This is a genomic window from Bifidobacterium callitrichidarum (assembly GCF_003129905.1).
Classification (GTDB): domain Bacteria; phylum Actinomycetota; class Actinomycetes; order Actinomycetales; family Bifidobacteriaceae; genus Bifidobacterium; species Bifidobacterium callitrichidarum.
In genome coordinates this window covers 81564-99647 of record NZ_QFFM01000013.1, presented here as the reverse complement: position 1 = coordinate 99647, position 18084 = coordinate 81564, and the positions used below count along the sequence as shown (strand labels likewise).

The following is an 18084-nucleotide window of genomic DNA, read 5'->3' as shown; positions in this document are numbered from 1 at the left end:
GCAAGTCCGGCCGCATCTACGCCTTCGCCGCCATCGACAACCTCCACCGTGGCACCGCCGGACAGGCGGTCCAGTCCCTGCACATCGCACTCGGCCTGCCGGAAGACGCGGGCCTGACCAAGATCGGAGTCGCACCGTGAGCGTCACATTCGCACAAGGTTTCTCCGCCGCCGGCGTGGTGGCGGGCATTTCATCCGTCGAAGGCAAGAAGGACCTGGCCCTCGTCGTCAACAACGGCCCGCTGGACGCGGCCGCGGGCGTGTTCACCTCGAACCGTTTCTGCGCCGCCCCCGTGCAGTGGAGCCGCAAGGCCGTGGCCGACGGTCACATCAAGGCCGTGATACTGAACTCCGGCGGTGCCAACGCCTGCACCGGCGAGGCCGGCTACCAGCAGTCCGTGGCCACCGCCGAGACCGTGGCCTCCCTGGTGGGCGCCGACGACCCGTCCGAAGTGGCCGTCTGCTCCACCGGACTCATCGGCGAGCTCCTGCCGCTCGACAACGTGCTTTCCGGAGCCAAGGCCGCGTTCGGCGCCCTGGCCGCCACGCCCGAGGCCGGCGCGGACGCCTCGCACGCCATCATGACCACCGACACCAAGCCCAAGACCGTCGCGCTGACCGGCTCCAACGGTTGGAAGATCGGCGGCATGGTCAAGGGCTCCGGCATGATCGCCCCGCAGCTGGCCACCATGCTGTGCGTCATCACCACGGACGCCGTGGTGAGCGCCGGCCAGATGCAGGCCGCACTCGCCACCGCCACCGAGCACTCCTTCAACCGCATCGACGTGGACGGCTGCATGTCCACCAACGACACGGTCCTGCTGCTCGCCTCCGGCGCCTCCGGCGTGGAACCGGACAAAGACGAGTTCAACAAGCTCGTGCGTGAGGCCTGCGCCTCCCTGGCCCGCCAGATCATTGGCGACGGCGAAGGCGCCTCCCACGACATCCGCATCACCGTCACCGGCGCCACCAGCGAGGACGCGGCACTGGCCTGCGGCCGCGCCGTGGCCGCCTCGAACCTGCTCAAGTGCGCCATCTCCGGCAACGACCCGAACTGGGGACGCATCGTGAGCTCCCTGGGCACCGTGCCTCCGGAAGTCGCCCCGTACGACTCGGACAAGGTGACCGTGGACGTCAACGGCGTGCGCATCTGCGAGAACGGCGGAGCCGGACGCGACCGCAGCGAAGTGGACATGACACCGCGCGAGGTCCACATCGACATCGACCTCAACACCGGCTCGGACGCCCAGGCCACCGTCTGGACGGACGATCTGACACACGAGTACGTGCATATCAACGCCGACTACGAAAGCTGAGTACACGAGAGTTGGCGGGTTTCGGTGTCGGTGTCCGTTGTGCGACACACTCAAGGCCGTTCGGCCAAGCCTACGGTCTTACAACGGACACCGACACCGAAACCCTTCCCTTCGTGGGGGATGAAAGACAAGGAATAACAAGGAATGGCTACTGAATTGAAGGGACCTGGGTTCCACTTCGACGTGCATACCGACCTCAGGGCCGATCAGAAGGCGGAAGTGCTCATCGAAGCGCTGCCGTGGCTGGAGGAGTTCGCCGGCCAGCGCATCGTGGTCAAGTACGGCGGCAACGCCATGGTGGACGAAAACCTCAAGCGCTGCTTCGCCGAGGATATGGTGTTCCTGCGCCAGGTGGGCCTGCACCCGATCGTCGTGCACGGCGGCGGCCCGCAGATCTCCCACATGCTCAAGGCCTTGGGCATCAAGTCCGAATTCAAGGGCGGCCTGAGGGTCACCACCCCCGAGGCCATGGACGTGGTGCGCATGGTGCTGACCGGCAAGGTCTCACGTGAGCTCGTCGGCCTGATCAACGCGCACGGCCCGCTCGCGGTCGGCCTGTCCGGCGAGGACGGCGGCCTGTTCTCCGCCATGCAGCGCAAGCCCGTCATCGACGGCAAGCCCACGGACATCGGCCTCGTGGGCGACGTGGTCTCCGTGGACGCCTCCGCCGTGGAGGACCTGGTGGCCGCCGGCCGCATCCCCGTGGTCTCCTCCGTGGCCCCGAACGAGGAGGACGCCACCGAAGTGCTCAACGTGAACGCCGACTCCGCCGCCGCGGCCCTCGCCGCAGCCGTCGGTGCCCACAAGCTGATCATTCTTACCGACGTGGACGGCCTGTACGCCGACTGGCCGGACAAGAACTCCCTGATCGGCCGCATCGGCGTGGAGAACCTGCGTGACATGCTGCCCGACCTGGAATCCGGCATGCGCCCGAAGATGGAGGCGTGCGTGCGCGCCCTCGACGGCGGCGTGCCTCAGGCCCACATCATCGACGGTCGCAAGCCGCATTCGATTCTGAACGAGATATTCACCTCCGCCGGCATCGGCACCATGGTCGTTCCGGAGGACGGACTGGAAATGAGGAGCTCCTATGGCTACTGAACACAAGGAAACACTGGGTGCTGAGGACAGCAAGTGGCTGGGGGAGTACTCCCAGGTCCACATGAACGTGTTCGGCACGCCGCTGCGCGTGATGGACCACGGCAAGGGCGCGCACATCTGGGACGTCGACGGCAACGAATACCTCGACTTCCTCGCCGGCATCGCCGTCAACTCGCTCGGCTACGCCCACCCCAAGTGGGTCGAGGCCGTCACCGAGCAGGCCGGCCGCATGGCCCACATCAGCAACTACTTCGCCTCCGAGCCGCAGATCGAGCTCGCCGCCAAGCTGGTCAAGCTCGCCGGCGCCCCCGAAGGCTCCAAGGTCTACTTCGGCAACTCCGGCGCCGAAGGCAACGAGGCCGCCCTGAAGCTCGCCAAGCTCTACGGCCGCACGCTGCCGGGCGCGCTGCCGTCCGTGGGCGGCAAGCCCGCGCGCATCATCGCCATGACGCACGGCTTCCACGGCCGCACGATGGGCGCGCTGTCCGCCACGTGGAAGCCGAACATCCGCAAGCCGTACGACCCGCTCGTGCCGAACATCGAATTCGTGCGTGCCGGCGACAAGATCGCCCTGCATGACGCCTTCGCCCAGACCGGCGTGGGCCACTACGGTAAGGGCCCGGTGGCCGCGGTGATCCTGGAACTCATCCAGGGCGAAGCCGGTGTCAAGCCGCTCGGCGCCGACTACGTCAAGTTCGTGCGCGAGATCTGCGACATCCATCACGCGCTGCTCATCATCGACGAGGTGCAGACCGGCATCGGCCGCACCGGCTCCTGGTTCGCCTTCCAGCGCGAGGACCTCTCCGGCGGCGTGACCCCGGACATGGTCACCTTCGCCAAGGGGGTGGCCGGCGGCTTCCCGATGGGCGGCATGATCGCCTTCGGCGCCAAGCTCGCCGCGCTGTTCACCCCCGGTTCGCACGGCTCCACCTTTGCGGGCAACCCGCTGGGTGCCGCCGCGGCCCTCGCCACGCTCGGCGTGATCGAGGACGAGAACCTGGTGGCCAACGCCGAGGAACGCGGCAAGCAGCTGCGCGAGGGCATCATGGCCACCGGAAACCCGCTGTACGTCTCCGTGCGCGGCCGCGGCCTGCTGGACGCCGTCGAACTCAAGCACCCGTGCGCCCACGCCGTGATGAACTACTGCCTCGAACATGGGCTCATCGTCAACGCGGTGGCCCCCGACGCGCTGCGTTTCGCACCGCCGCTGATCGTGACCGCCGAGGACGTGGACCAGGCCGTCGCCGTCCTGAAGAACGTCCCCGCCGACCTGCCCAACGACTAAGGAGACCCATCATGACCCCAGAACTGCGTCACATGCTGCGCGATGACGACCTCAACCACGAGGAGCAGAAGCAGGTCCTCGAGCTCGCCATCAAATTCCACAAGGACCGCTTCTACAAGCAGCCGTTCGCCGGCCCGCAGGCCGTGGCCGTGCTGTTCGACAAGCCCTCCACCCGCACCCGCTCCAGCTTCTCCATCGGCGTGGCCGAGCTCGGCGGCTACCCGCTGGTCATCGATAAGTCCGGCTCCCAGCTGGGCCGCGGCGAACCCGTGGCGGACACCGCCCGTGTGCTCGACCGCATGGCCTACGGCGTGGTCTGGCGCACCTTCGGCCAGGACCGCGTCGAGGAGATGGCCAAGTACTCCACCCACCCGGTGGTCAACGCCCTGACCGACGACTTCCACCCCTGCCAGATCCTCGCCGATTTCCAGACCATCGCGGAGCACCGCGGCGGCGTGGACAACCTCAAGAACCAGACCATCGCCTACCTGGGCGACGCGGCCAACAACATGGCCAACTCCTACCTGCTTGGCGGCGCGGTGGCCGGCATGGACGTGCGCGTGGCCGGCCCCTACGGCTACTTGCCCCGTCCGGACATCGTGGCCGACGCCAAGCGCATCGCGGCCCAGACCGGCGGCTCCATCACGGTGACCACCGATGCCAAGGCCGCCGTTGAAGGCGCCGACTGCGTCTTCACCGACACGTGGGTTTCCATGGGTGAGGAAGCCGAGTACGCCATCCGCTCCAAGCCGTTCTGGGGCTACCAGGTCAACGCCGAGCTCATGGCGCTGGCCAAGCCGGACGCGCTCTTCCAGCACTGCCTGCCCGCCTACCGTGGCAAGGAGGTCACCGCCGAGGTGATCGACGGCCCGCAGTCCGTGGTGTGGGATGAGGCCGAGAACCGCCTGCACGCCCAGAAGGCGCTGCTGACGTGGCTGACCGGCAAGGCCCGCGGCGACGAAAGCCTGCTCGCATGACCGCTCGCGTCAGCGAGACCTCACCGTCCCTGCAGCGGCCCGCCACGCGCGCGGCCCGGCTCAGCGCCATCGAAGAGGCACTGGCCACGCATGTCATCACCTCGCAGTTACAGCTCTCGAAGATCCTCCTCGACGAGGGCATCGTGGTTACGCAGGCCACGCTCAGCCGTGACCTCGATGAGATGCATGCGGTCAAGACCCGTCTGCGGGACGGGACGGTGGCGTATGCGGTGGACCGCGGGGCTTCCTCCGGTGCGGACACCGGCGAGGACGTGGGCCAGCGCGGTGAACAGCAAATGGCCCGCGTGCTCTCCGGCCTGGTCACCTCGGTGGCCGCCGCCCGCAATCTCGTGGTGGTGCATACGCCGTCCGGCGCGGCCCAGTACGTGGCCTCGGTGATCGACAAGCAGCCGCTCGACGGTGTGCTCGGCACGATTGCCGGCGACGACACCGTTATGGTGATCTGCGCTGATGACGAGGCCGCCGTCACCCGCGGCGACTGGCTCCTCGCCCTCGTTTCCAAGTAGGCGGCCCATACTCTCCTGCTTCGGCTCCACTTGTCAGGGGAGCTGGCGCCGAAGGCGACTGAGGGGTAGTCGTGGACATACGTCTTTTGTCAGTTGCCTCAACACGCCCATGCATAAATATGCATAGGTCTGTATATACTTGCATCAGTTTGTTTTTGACTTATAGGAAAGGTGACCCATGGCAGATAACAAGCGCATTGTTCTGGCCTATTCCGGCGGTCTCGACACGTCCGTCGCCATCTCGTACCTGAAGGAGCGCACCGGCAAGGATGTCGTGGCCGTCTCCCTCGATGTCGGCCAGGGCGGCGAAAGCTTGGAGACCATCAAGCAGCGCGCCCTCGCCTGCGGTGCCGTCGAGTCCTACGTGGTTGACGCCCGCGACGAGTTCGCCAATGAGTACTGCATGAAGGCCCTCAAGGCCAACGCCATGTACGAAGGCGTCTACCCGCTGGTCTCCGCCATCTCCCGTCCGCTCATCTCCAAGCACCTCGTGCGCGCCGCCCACCAGTTCGGCGCCGACACCATCTCCCATGGCTGCACCGGCAAGGGCAACGATCAGGTGCGTTTCGAGGTGTCCATCGCCGCTATTGATCCGACCCTGAAGGCCATCAGCCCGATCCGCGACCTGGCCCTCACCCGCGACGTGGAGATCGCGTTCGCCAAGGAGCACAAGCTGCCGATCACCCAGACTGAGAAGTCCCCGTACTCCATCGACCAGAACGTGTGGGGCCGCGCCATCGAGACCGGTTTCCTGGAGGATCCGTGGAACGGCCCGACCAAGGACTGCTACTCCTACACCGACGATCCGGCCTTCCCGCCGGTCGAGGACGAGGTGGTCATCGAGTTCAAGCAGGGCATCCCGGTCAAGATCGACGGCCGCGACGTCACCCCGCTGCAGGCCATCGAAGAGATGAACCGCCGCGCCGGCGCCCAGGGCATCGGCCGCATCGACCTCATCGAGGACCGTCTGGTCGGCATCAAGTCCCGCGAGCTGTACGAGGCCCCGGGTGCCGTGGCCCTCATCACCGCCCACCAGGAGCTCGAGAACTGCTGCCTCGAGCGCGAGCAGCACCGCATCAAGCGCGACATCGACAAGCGTTGGGCCGAGCTGGTCTACGATGCGCAGTGGTTCTCCCCGGCCACCCAGTCCCTGAACGCCTTCATCGAGGACACCCAGAAGTACGTTTCCGGCGAGATCCGCATGGTCCTGCACGGCGGTCGCGCCGTGGTGACCGGCCGTCGTTCCGACACCTCGCTGTACGACTACAAGCTCGCCACCTACGATTCCGGCGACAGCTTCGACTCCAAGTCCTCCAACGGCTTCATCGACATCTACGGCCTGCCGACCCGCGTGGCCGCCGCCCGCGACGTCAAGTTCGGCAACGGCATCGAGGTGCCGACCAACACCGTGGAGTAGTCCCATAACCGCGTAACCCGAATAACCCGCTGAAGGAAGCGATGTCCCGCGCAGTCCTTCAGATTTCTCGATCGGTCCTCCCTGCGAAACGCAGCGAGGACCGATTTTTTGTTGCCTGAGCTGTATTTGAGCGTGCTTGTCGCTCCTGTCGGATCGTGAGGTTCCGAGTTTCCTGAGTCTTGTGATTTGACGGCTAAGAAGCTTCCCCGCAGCCATGCCGACGGTCTCCAGAGGTGCGATGTGGTTATCTACTGCCCGATTGACCGCGCTCATATCATTTCAGTGAAGCGGATTCTCCAGTTCATGCTCGAATAGCTGCGCTTACTGCGTTTAAGCGCAGCAAGGCAGGTACTTAGTGGCCATATGTCTTCGTTTACAGACTTTCATCGCAGTCGATTCGCCACTTTCTGCCCGAATAGCCTCGATAAACCATATCTCGGCATTACCATTCGGGCATTTACCCATGTCTTCCGCCGCTGGGCCGTCATTCCGCCCGCTTGGGAACAGCGTAAGTTGGGGAACATTGCTTCTTTCACGAAAGGTAACGGCTACTCGAAAGCCGATATTCGCGAATCGGGTGTACCTCTATTCTTGTATGGGCGCATGTATACCCAGTATGAGGCAGCGGTCGAGTCAGTCGACACATTTGCTATGCCGAAACAGGGAACTCTTTATAGCACGGGTAAGGAGCTTGTTGTCCCGGCTTCAGGTGAAAGTGCTGAAGATATCGCGCGAGCATCAGCGATTTGTAGGGCCGGTATTGCATTAGGCGGGGACCTCAATGTGATTTATCCTCAAGAGATGGCTAAGCCATTGTTTCTGGCTTATGGCTTGTCCCATGGTTCTAACCGGAAACTGTTAGCGCAACGAGCACAAGGGAAAACTGTAGTTCATATACATGCAAGTGATCTTGAAGGATTGAGTGTGGAGCTGCCATCCATACCTGAGCAGCAGACCATCGGCCGGTTCTTCTCCCGTCTCGATTCCCTCATCACCCTTCATCAGCGTAAGCGTCTTCTCTGATTGATTGGCTAGTTGCGTCATCCGGCATCAGCGTAGGCCACACAATAGGAAGACAGAAATACTATGACCGAAAACGACACAAGCCAAGAACCACTGTTCTGTGATTATTACGAGCAATGGGTCAGTGTCTATAAGGAAGGCGCAATCCGTGAAGTGACGATGAAAAAGTACAGACTGACACAAGCCTGGTTACGGAAGCTTGCACCTAGCCTGAAACTCGCGGAATTTAGTCGAGTGAATTATCAGCAACTCATCAACGGATATGCCGAACATCACGAACGGCAAACCACGATGGACTTTCATCATCAGCTGAAGGGAGCGATTTTGGATGCTGTAGATGAAGGCCTTATCCAGCGGGATCCAACACGCAAAGTCGTTATCAAAGGCAAACAACCGCGAGTAAAGAAGACGAAATATCTCAATCAGTTCGAACTGCATGCAATGCTTGCCGATTTGTCACTCGGTTCTGGACCAAGCTGGGATTGGCTAATCCTGTTGATCGCAAAGACAGGGCTTCGCTTTTCCGAAGCCCTGGGGCTGACTCCCAATGATTTCGATTTCGTCCATCAGACTCTTTCAGTGGATAAGACGTGGGACTACAAGAATGGCGGCGGGTTCGTTCCGACCAAGAACGCATCCTCGGTACGTAAAGTGCAGCTCGACTGGCAACTTATCATGCAGTTGTCAGCACTGCTTAAAGACTTGCCGGAAAACGAGCCCATATTCGTTCACGGCAAAGTCTACAACTCAACCGTAAACGGCATTTTGGCGAAGCATTGCAAAAACGTTGGAGTACCCGTGATCTCCATTCATGGTCTGAGACATACCCATGCTTCGCTGCTGCTATTCGCCGGAGTGTCGATTGCCAGCGTTTCCAAGCGGCTAGGACATGCCAGTATGAACACGACGCAGGACACGTATCTGCATGTGATTCGGGAGCTCGAGAATAAGGACGTTGATATCGTAATGCGAGCGTTGTCCACGCTCGTGTAAGCCAGTCCAAATCGCTTACGCTGATGAAGGGTGATGAGGGAATCAAGACGCGAGAAGAACTGTCCTATGGCTCGCTGCTCGGCGAGAGACGGCATCAAAACTGGGCACTCAGCATATTCCTCAGCATTAACTCCAGGTTGCCCAGATCGTTGCGAAGTAATACTCACATAACGTTTATAAGGCTCACCAAGCGTTGACTGGAATACAAAACACGGATCAACATCAGACTTCAATCTCACGCGAATCAGAAAACCAGCAAAATACGTAATGCCATCTTTTGCCTGATAAATATAGGTTTTCCCAACGCTTGCGCCGGTTCTAGCAAAAACAATATCGCCTTCAGACAGCCGGTAATCCTCGCACTGGTTAAGATCGGCATCAGGCGAAGTCAAATCATTCTTAGAAAACCGACGGGTACTGTCATCGATATCTGTAATACGAAGATACCCATTTTTACCATCATAGGCAGTGGCAGCTGCGTTCAAACCATAATCGAATGAATCGGCAATCTCCCCCAACTTACGCTGTTCCCAAGCGGGCGGGTTATCTGTTGTTCTTGTCGTATCATTTGTAAAGCGCGCAAATGGAAGGAAAGGAAACAAGGATGATTCCGGGGTATAACGGTTTTCTCGACTTCTGCATCTGCACAATTGCGTGGTCTTGATAGGTGGTTGAGGGCAATGGCGATTCAACTTACAACTATGACCATGCGACTCATCGACAATGATCCTGACGGTATCCGCATTTGCTGGGTGGAAGGTGAGTCGTTGGTTACCATCGTGGTTCCCCGGGATAAGTTGACTGAAGCAAAGCAACTCCCGGATATGCCGGAACGAGGTGTGTATTACCTGCTGGATGAGGACCATGGCGTGCTTAGCCGCGTATATGCCGGGCAGACCACGCAGGGTCTTGCGCGTCTCGAAGCTCATAAGGCCAAGAAAGAGTTCTGGAACAAAGCGGTCATGTTCCTCGATAGCGATATCAACATAGATCGTGATGTATTGGATGTACTTGAAGCGAAGACGATTGACTTTGTCCGACGGAATGGCTCGTATGAGACGGATAACACATACCTTCCTAGTCCACATGTGAACCCGTATAAGGAACAGCGGGTTGAGGAATTGCACAAGAGCATTCTCTTCCGTATGAAGGTTCTCGGCTATGACCTCAATCGTTTGGAATCCATAGTGCATGTGAGCGAAGGATTCCATACTAAGAAGAACGGAATCGCGGCAACAGGGAAATATGACAAGGAAACCGGACGGTTTACCGTTTTTGCCGGTTCTGATGTGGATTTGGGACATGGCATCATCAAGAACCTGAGAGCCATTGCTGCGCGCGAGCATCTTTTCAAGGGTCGAACCGGCAAGGCGAAGCTTGATCGTGACATCACATTTGCCAGTCCATCAACGGCTGCGGTGTTCGTTCTCGGCGGCAGTCAAAACGGATGGACTGAGTGGGTAGATGACCAGGGTAAAACGCTCGATGAAGTGTATAGAAACAAGGAGCATATGAATGAATAAGCAGCAGTTGGCCGCGAAGATTTGGGAATCCGCCAATAAGATGCGTTCCAAGATCGAAGCCAACGAATACAAGGACTACATTCTGGGCTTCATCTTCTATAAGTTCCTCTCGGAAACCGAGATTGCGCGCCTGAAAGCCGCCGGCATGGAAGAAGACGACCTCGTATCGCTCGTCGAGGATAATGCCGACACCGTTGACTATGTACGTGGCGAATGTGGCTACTTCATCTCCTATGAGAACCTGTTTTCCACATGGATTGATAAGGGTTCCAGCTTCGAGATTTCGAACGTGCGTGACGCGCTTTCCGCATTCGAGCGCAATATCGACCCTGCCCGCAAGCGCGTGTTTGCCGGTATTTTCGATACGTTGCAGACCGGTCTTTCCAAGCTGGGCACGGATGAGCGCAGCCGCTCCAAGGCCGCGCGAGATTTGATCTACCTCATCAAAGACATCCCGATGGATAGCCGAGAAGGCTACGACACCCTCGGCTTCATCTATGAGTATCTGATCGACAAGTTCGCGTCCAACGCCGGTAAGAAGGCCGGTGAATTCTATACGCCGAGTGAGGTCTCCGAACTGATGAGTGAAATCATCGCTTGGCATTTGCAGGGCCGTGGTGAGATCAATATCTACGATCCGACGTCCGGCTCCGGCTCGTTGCTGATTCATATCGGCAAAGCGGTGGCTCGCCGTAACGGTAATCCGAATGATATTAAGTATTACGCACAGGAACTCAAGGAAAACACCTACAACCTCACACGCATGAACCTCGTGATGCGCGGCATTTTGCCAGACAATATCGTGGCTCGCAACGGTGATACGTTGAAAAGCGACTGGCCGTGGTTCGACACCGACGAGAACAGGGACGAAACCTACGATCCGCTGTTCGTGGATGCCGTGGTCTCCAATCCGCCATACTCCCAGAATTGGGAGCCGCCGGCACCCGGCGAGGATGTGCGTTTCGAGTATGGACTCGCGCCCAAATCCAAGGCTGATTATGCCTTCCTGCTGCATGACCTCTACCATTTGCGCGATGACGGCATGATGTGCATCGTTTTGCCGCATGGTGTGCTCTTCCGCGGTGGCGAGGAGGGAACAATTCGTAAGAATCTTATTGAACATCACCATATTCAAGCCATCATCGGTTTGCCGGCAAACATCTTCTTCGGCACCGGTATCCCCACCATCGTGATGGTGCTGCGCAAGCATCGCGACGATGACCATGTGCTCATCGTGGATGCGTCCAAGGGCTTTGAAAAGGACGGCAAAAACAACAAGCTTCGCGCTTGCGATATTCGCCGTATTGTGGATGTGGTGACCGGTTCGAAAACGGTCGACAAGTTCAGCCGTCTCGTGAGCCTTGATGAGATTCGCGCGAACGATTACAATCTCAACATTCCGCGCTACGTGGACTCATCCGAACCGGCTGAAAACTGGGATATCTATGCCACGATGTTCGGTGGCGTACCGGTGCAGGAAGTCAACGCGCTCCACGATTTCTGGGATGTATTCCCGAGTCTCAAATCCCAGCTCTTTGACATGAAAGATGGTCATAGCGCTCGCGTTAATGCCAGCTCCGTGAAGGATACGGTATATAGCAATGCCGAAGTCAAGGCATATGTTGAGCAGTACAAGCAGCAATTTGCCGATTATCGTGACTTCCTCAACCAAGAGCTAATCGAAGATTGCGCACAGGTGGATATTGCCAGCAAGCAGGAAGAACTTGCCAACGACCTATTCTGTCGCTTGCATGACGTGCCGCTGGTGGATTCCTATGCCGCATACCAGGTGTTTGTTGACAGCTGGGAAACCATCGCCACCGATCTGGAAGTAATCCAGAGCGAAGGTCTGGATGCGGTCCACAAGGTCGATGCCAACATGGTGCTCAAGAAGAAGAGCGGCAAAGACGTGGAAGTGCAGGAAGGCTGGAAAGGCCATGTGCTTCCATTCACTCTGGTGCAAGAGAAGCTGTTGAGCGCGGACTTGGCCCAAATCGCTAGTCAAGAGCATCGTCTGACCGAAATTGGCCAGGAGCTCAACGACCTGCTGGAGAATGTTGATGAGGATGATAAAAGCTCGGATGCGATTACTGAAGACGGCGACGCATTCGTGCCCGCCGTTCTTAAGAAGACGGTAAAGGCCATCGGCAAGCATCCTGAGACCGATTTTGACCGTACGCTGGTGGCAGCCCAGCGCTTGCTCGATGAAGAAAAACAGGTCAAAAGCGATATTAAGAAGTTGAACGTTGCTCTTGAAGATAAGACCAAGACGGTTATTGAGGGGCTTGATGCCGGTCAGGTTGCCGATTTGCTGAGCAGTAAGTGGGTCGATCAGCTGCAAAGTAAACTCGAAGCACTGCCAACCGCTGTATTGGACGAGCTGATTGCCAAAGTCACGGCATTGGATGAGAAGTACGCGACTACCTATGCCGACGTATGCAGCCAGATCAAGACCGCCGAGAGCGAGCTGAGCTCCATGCTCGACCAGTTGGTTGGTGATGAGTTCGACATGGCCGGCATCGCTGAGCTCAAGAGCCTGTTGGGAGGTGAGTGAGATGACTGAATCTTCGAACAAACCTTCGATTCGTTTTACTGGTTTTACTGACCCTTGGGAACAGCGTAAGTTGGGGAACATTGCTTCTTTCACGAAAGGTAACGGCTACTCGAAAGCCGATATTCGCGAATCGGGTGTACCTCTATTCTTGTATGGGCGCATGTATACCCAGTATGAGGCAGCGGTCGAGTCAGTCGACACATTTGCTATGCCGAAACAGGGAACTCTTTATAGCACGGGTAAGGAGCTTGTTGTCCCGGCTTCAGGTGAAAGTGCTGAAGATATCGCGCGAGCATCAGCGATTTGTAGGGCCGGTATTGCATTAGGCGGGGACCTCAATGTGATTTATCCTCAAGAGATGGCTAAGCCATTGTTTCTGGCTTATGGCTTGTCCCATGGTTCTAACCGGAAACTGTTAGCGCAACGAGCACAAGGGAAAACTGTAGTTCATATACATGCAAGTGATCTTGAAGGATTGAGTGTGGAGCTGCCATCCATACCTGAGCAGCAGACCATCGGCCGGTTCTTCTCCCGTCTCGATTCCCTCATCACCCTTCATCAGCGTAAGTATGACAAGCTCGTGGTGCTGAAGAAGTCGATGCTCGAACAGATGTTCCCTCAAGAGGGTGAGTCGGTTCCGAAGATTCGTTTTGCTGGTTTTACTGACCCTTGGGAACAGCGTAAGTTGGGGGAGCTGATATCCGAAATTGCTGCCGGCAAAAGTGTTAATTCAACTGATGATCCGGTGAGTACTGCAGATATAGCGGTGCTGAAAACAAGCTGTGTGTCTAACGGTTATTTTGAGTCTGCTGAATGTAAGCGTGTAATTGAGTCTGAGAAAGACCTCGTGAAATGTTCTGTTGTGGCAGGATCGATCATCGTTAGTCGTATGAATACGCCTGACAGAGTCGGAGCATGCGGTCTTAGTGAAGCTAGTCATGACAATCTTTTTCTGCCAGACAGACTTTGGCGTCTGTCTCTTCGTTCTGACTATGACCCATATTGTGTTTATGTGGTTCTTGCGTCTGAATCAAGCCAGACAAGGATTAAAGGAATGGCTTCGGGTACAAGCGGGTCAATGCATAATGTGCCCAAACAGTCTTTTTTGGGCATGAACTTGTTACTGCCTGCGAATTGTACTGAGCAGCAGGCCATCGGCAGTTTCTTCTCCCGTCTCGATTCCCTCATCACCCTTCATCAGCGTAAGTTGGAATTGCTGCAAAACATCAAGAAATCACTGCTTGAACAGATGTTCGTCTGAGGATTGGAGGAATCATGGATCGTAAACGCATCATGGAAGAGGCCATCCATTCCGGCGAAATGGAAGGTGCATACGTCTCCGCCGAGTTCCGTAGTGATGCCGAACAGTACGTAAAGGGTGACTTCACGATAGAGGAGCTTATGACTAGAACCAAACGCCGTTGGAAGGTCGATAAATCCGACACAGGGGCCGCTCATGTCTGACCGGTTCGTGGATCCATATCTCGATCCAGCCAGTGGAGTGCTCCGCAATCTCGTTGGCGCGACAACCTATGACGAGTTGCAAAATGCGGAAGGTGAATTCGTCGCATTGCGCATGAATGAGTTCTTTACTCGTCCGGTTCCACATCTCAGTGGTACATTGGACGATTATTGCATGCTGCACCGCATGCTCTTCCAAGATCTCTATGCATGGGCCGGCCAAATTCGTACAGTGGAGATTCGCAAAAACATCGAAGGCGCGGAGTTCTTCCTGCCCTCCACGAATATCGCGATGGGCATTGGATGGGCGCAGAACGAGTTGAAAAAAGACGATATGCTCGCAAATCTCGCCCCTCAGGAATTCGCGAAACGTCTGGCCTACCATTACGACAATTATAATTTCGTGCATCCGTTTCGTGAAGGCAACGGAAGAGTGCAACGATTGTTCTGGACCTTGCTGTGTCATGATGCCGGGTACGATCTTGATTGGCGGCTCGTAAGCGGTGAGGAAAACAATGAAGCCAGTAGATTGGCTGCGGAAAACCAGGACTATGAAGCTCTGGAAACGATATTCCACCGAATCGCAACGCCATGTGATTCCCAAGCTCCAATCAACCAAGAATCATTAGCATCCGGGCATTTGCGAAATAACAAGCAATGATCGCTGAAGCAGGAGACCATCAATGATATTCGACGATGAATCGGTCTTTGAAGAGAACGTCATCACCGTGCTCAAACAGCATGGTTGGAAAGATGGCGTGCTCAGGTACCCAACCGAGCATGATTTGCTGGAAAATTGGAAAAGCATACTGTACCGCAACAATTGCGGTGTGGACCGGTTGGGACAATACCCGCTTACCGATGGCGAAATGGCTCAAATCATCGAGCAAATCGAAGCATCGCGTATGCCGCTGGCGTTGAACTCATTCGTCAACGGCCGTACGGTCTCCATCACACGAGACAATAAGGAAGACAAGGCGCATTTCGGTAAGGAAATCAGCCTGTATATCTACGACCGTCAGGAGATCGCCGGCGGCAAAAGCACCTATCAAATCGCACAGCAGCCGGTGTATGCGGCAAAGAACAGCATGGTGCATGCCCGTCGAGGCGATCTGATGCTGCTGATCAATGGCATGCCGTTGATTCATATCGAGTTGAAGAAAAGCGGTATACCGGTCAGTCAGGCTGCCAACCAAATCGAAAAGTATGCGCACGAAGGCGTATTCACTGGTCTATTCCGGCTTGTGCAGGTCTTCGTGGCCATGAACCCTGATGATGCCGTGTACTTCGCCAACCCCGGTGTCGACAAGTTCAATCCGACCTATTACTTCCATTGGGCTGATTGGAACAATGAGCCCATCTGCGGTGGCAACCATCCCGGCAAGGACGAGTGGAAAACCTTCTGCGCCAAACTGCTCTCTATACCAATGGCACATCAGCTTATCGGCTTCTACACTGTCGCCGACTCGGCGGACGGATGCCTCAAGGTACTGCGCAGTTACCAGTACTATGCAGCTTCCGCTATTTCCGATGCTGTACGCAAATGCGATTGGGAAGTCCGCCCGTCCATTCCGGGCAGGCCGGGCGGTTACGTATGGCACACCACCGGTTCCGGCAAAACTATGACCAGCTTCAAGTCCGCCCAGCTTATCGCCGATTCCAAAGATGCCGACAAAGTTGTGTTCCTTATGGATCGCATCGAACTCGGCACGCAGTCGCTCAAGGAATACCAATCCTTCGCGGACAGCAAAGACGATGTGCAAGGCACCGAGAACACCGGTGTCTTGCGAGATAAGCTCGCCAGTACGGATCCCAAAGATACGCTGATCGTCACCTCCATCCAGAAGATGAGCAACATCAAGCTCGGTGAATACGGCGTTACCCAAGCGGAGCTGGATCGCTTTGCCGACAAACGAATCGTATTCATCGTGGACGAATGCCATCGCTCCACGTTCGGCGACATGCTGCAAGACATTCGCCGCGCCTTCCCGAACGCGCTGTTCTTCGGATTCACCGGTACACCGATTCTGGGCGAAAACAAGAAGAAGCATTCCACCACCGCAATGGTGTTCGGCGGATGCCTGCACCGCTACAGCATCGCCGATGGTATCCGCGACCATAACGTGCTTGGCTTCGACCCGTACATGGTCACCACCTACAAGGACTCCGACGTTCGGCTCGCAGTGGCATTGCAGCAAGCCAAGGCTTCGAGCGTGGAAGAAGCGCTCGGTGACCCGGTTAAGGCCAAGGTGTACGAGCACTACATGGATAAGTCGCAGATTCCCATGGGCTCCGAGATCGATGCTGATGGCAACCGCGGCACCAGCATCGAAGGATTCCTTGGCCGGGAACAGTACGGTATTGGAACCGAGCATGAGGCCATGGTGGTCAAGGACATTCTCGAACAGTTCCCTGTGCTCAGCCACGGGAGGAAATTCCACGCGATGCTTGCCACCAGTTCCATACCGGAGGCCATCAGCTACTATCACCTGTTCAAGGAACAGGCGCCCGAAATGCGCGTAACCGCACTGTTCGACCCCAACATCGACAATAACGCTGGCGCTACCATGAAAGGCGATGCGCTCGCCGAAATCATGACCGATTACAACGCCGCGTATGGCAAGCATTTCGGCATCGTGGACTGGCCGGCCATGAAGAAAGATATTTCTTCGAGGCTTTCGCATAAAGAGCCTTATGGAGGCATCGACTCGAACCGGGAACAGCGTCTTGATCTGCTGATCGTAGTCGATCAGATGCTCACCGGCTTCGACTCCAAATGGGTGAACACGCTGTATCTGGATAAGGTCATCGAATACGAAAGCATTATTCAGGCGTTCAGCCGCACCAACCGACTGTTCGGGCCGGATAAGCCGTTCGGTACTATTCGTTATTACCGTAAACCGCATACGATGCGTGAGAACATCAAAGCTGCGGTTAAGCTGTATTCGGGCGACCGGCCGCTTGATTTGTTCGTGCAGAAGCTACCGGAGAATGTCCGGGCGATGGATGAACGATTTGCGGAAATCCAAGAGGTGTTCAATTCATCCGGTGTGAGCGATTTGGCTCAACTGCCGGAATCGGTGGAATCGAAGCGCAAGTTCGCCAAGGAATTCGTGGAACTGAACAAGGCGCTGGAAGCCGCCAAAGTACAGGGCTTTACTTGGGATCATCCGACGTTTGAATGCGTCGATGACGATGGTGCGGTCACCACTGTGCAGCCGTCGATCGATGAACGTTCCTATCTGATTCTTGCGCAGCGCTATAAGGAATTGTTCGATGATGATCCCGATGATCAGGGCAATGATAATACCGAAGCGCCGTATGACTTGGAGGGTTATCTCACCGAAATCGACACTGGTCTGATTGATACCGATTACATGAATGCCAACTTCGTGAAATGGCTGAAGGCGCTGCAAGAGCAAAGTCCCGAGTTGCAGTCCGCATCTGAGGAACTGCATCGTTCCTTTGCTGCGCTTTCGACGGACGAACAACGTCTTGCCGAACTGTTCCTGCACGATGTGGAGCGCGGCGATATGACCGTAGAAGAAGGCATGTCGTTGCGAGAGTACATCACCCGATATGCACGAAGGGAAAAAGACGAGCAAATCGATAAGCTTGTTGACGCTACCGGGGTTGATCGTTCTCTGGTGGAGGAGATGCTGGCGCTTAAACTGAGTGAAGCCAATATCAATGAATACGACAGACTTGGCAAGCTGAAAGCCACCATTGACGCGGCGCGAGCGCAGCATTACTTTGAAGCGAAAGAGGGCATGCCGCTAAAGCGCTTCAAGGTGAACATATTGGCTTCCAAGCTACTGAAGGATTTTATTCTCAAAGGCGGCTATGACATTGACTCGGACGCGGCGAATGATGATGTAGCCGCGCGCTGATAGCCTTGCTTGCAGCTG

Annotated in this window: 14 protein-coding genes and 2 pseudogenes; 15 read left to right on the top strand and 1 reads right to left on the bottom strand. The window is 56.9% G+C overall.

The genetic code is table 11. The features are described 5' to 3' along the window. The 9 genes and pseudogenes from DF196_RS07525 to DF196_RS07485 form a co-directional block, all read left to right on the top strand. A pseudogene (locus DF196_RS07525) lies at window positions 1-140 on the top strand (N-acetyl-gamma-glutamyl-phosphate reductase); the annotation flags it as partial. Continuing rightward, on the top strand, window positions 137-1315 hold the full coding sequence (argJ, locus tag DF196_RS07520; RefSeq protein WP_109057236.1) for a bifunctional glutamate N-acetyltransferase/amino-acid acetyltransferase ArgJ: 1179 nt from the start codon (window positions 137-139) through the stop codon (window positions 1313-1315). The pseudogene DF196_RS07525 and the gene argJ, both read left to right, overlap by 4 nt. Before the next feature lie 144 nt (window positions 1316-1459). Beyond that, window positions 1460-2416, top strand: coding sequence for an acetylglutamate kinase (gene argB / locus DF196_RS07515; RefSeq protein WP_109057235.1), 957 nt, complete (start codon window positions 1460-1462; stop codon window positions 2414-2416). Continuing rightward, window positions 2406-3701 carry an acetylornithine transaminase gene (locus DF196_RS07510; RefSeq protein ID WP_109057234.1) on the top strand — a complete coding sequence of 432 codons (1296 nt, stop codon included), beginning with the start codon at window positions 2406-2408 and terminating at the stop codon, window positions 3699-3701. Before argB ends, DF196_RS07510 begins: the two co-directional genes overlap by 11 nt. Window positions 3702-3712: 11 nt before the next feature. Further along, entirely contained in the window at window positions 3713-4678 is a 966-nt protein-coding gene (argF, locus tag DF196_RS07505) for an ornithine carbamoyltransferase (protein WP_109057233.1), read from the top strand. Further along, entirely contained in the window at window positions 4675-5205 is a 531-nt protein-coding gene (locus DF196_RS07500; RefSeq protein ID WP_109057232.1) for an arginine repressor, read from the top strand. Before argF ends, DF196_RS07500 begins: the two co-directional genes overlap by 4 nt. A gap of 178 nt (window positions 5206-5383) precedes the next feature. Next, entirely contained in the window at window positions 5384-6622 is a 1239-nt protein-coding gene (locus tag DF196_RS07495; protein ID WP_109057231.1) for an argininosuccinate synthase, read from the top strand. Between the two features lie 363 nt (window positions 6623-6985). Beyond that, entirely contained in the window at window positions 6986-7645 is a 660-nt protein-coding gene (locus DF196_RS07490; RefSeq protein WP_241519633.1) for a restriction endonuclease subunit S, read from the top strand. A 63-nt stretch (window positions 7646-7708) separates the two neighbouring features. Further along, a complete protein-coding gene (locus tag DF196_RS07485) occupies window positions 7709-8638 on the top strand; it encodes a site-specific integrase (RefSeq protein ID WP_109057230.1) in 930 nt (309 codons plus the stop codon). Between the two features lie 26 nt (window positions 8639-8664). Here DF196_RS07485 and DF196_RS07480 read toward each other — a convergent pair. Beyond that, a pseudogene (locus DF196_RS07480) lies at window positions 8665-9240 on the bottom strand (restriction endonuclease subunit S); the annotation flags it as partial. A gap of 105 nt (window positions 9241-9345) precedes the next feature. On the opposite strand from DF196_RS07480, the gene DF196_RS07475 reads away from it, so the two are divergent. From DF196_RS07475 to DF196_RS07450, 6 genes are read left to right on the top strand one after another with little or no spacing between them, the layout of a single operon-like run. Then, window positions 9346-10161, top strand: coding sequence for a GIY-YIG nuclease family protein (locus tag DF196_RS07475; protein WP_241519632.1), 816 nt, complete (start codon window positions 9346-9348; stop codon window positions 10159-10161). Next, entirely contained in the window at window positions 10154-12715 is a 2562-nt protein-coding gene (locus tag DF196_RS07470) for a type I restriction-modification system subunit M (RefSeq protein ID WP_109057228.1), read from the top strand. The genes DF196_RS07475 and DF196_RS07470 overlap by 8 nt, the downstream gene beginning before the upstream one ends. A 1-nt stretch (window position 12716) precedes the next feature. Then, window positions 12717-13976 carry a restriction endonuclease subunit S gene (locus tag DF196_RS07465; protein ID WP_109057227.1) on the top strand — a complete coding sequence of 420 codons (1260 nt, stop codon included), beginning with the start codon at window positions 12717-12719 and terminating at the stop codon, window positions 13974-13976. 14 nt (window positions 13977-13990) lie between these two features. Then, window positions 13991-14179: an antitoxin VbhA family protein gene (locus tag DF196_RS07460; protein ID WP_109057226.1), complete on the top strand. Its 189-nt coding sequence runs from the start codon at window positions 13991-13993 to the stop codon at window positions 14177-14179. Next, window positions 14172-14837 (top strand): Fic/DOC family protein, encoded by a 666-nt coding sequence (locus DF196_RS07455; RefSeq protein WP_109057225.1) that lies wholly within the window; start codon window positions 14172-14174, stop codon window positions 14835-14837. The genes DF196_RS07460 and DF196_RS07455 overlap by 8 nt, the downstream gene beginning before the upstream one ends. Before the next feature lie 22 nt (window positions 14838-14859). Next, window positions 14860-18066, top strand: a complete 3207-nt coding sequence (locus DF196_RS07450) for a type I restriction endonuclease subunit R, EcoR124 family (protein ID WP_109057224.1) — start codon at window positions 14860-14862, stop codon at window positions 18064-18066. The last annotated feature ends 18 nt before the right edge of the window (window positions 18067-18084 follow it).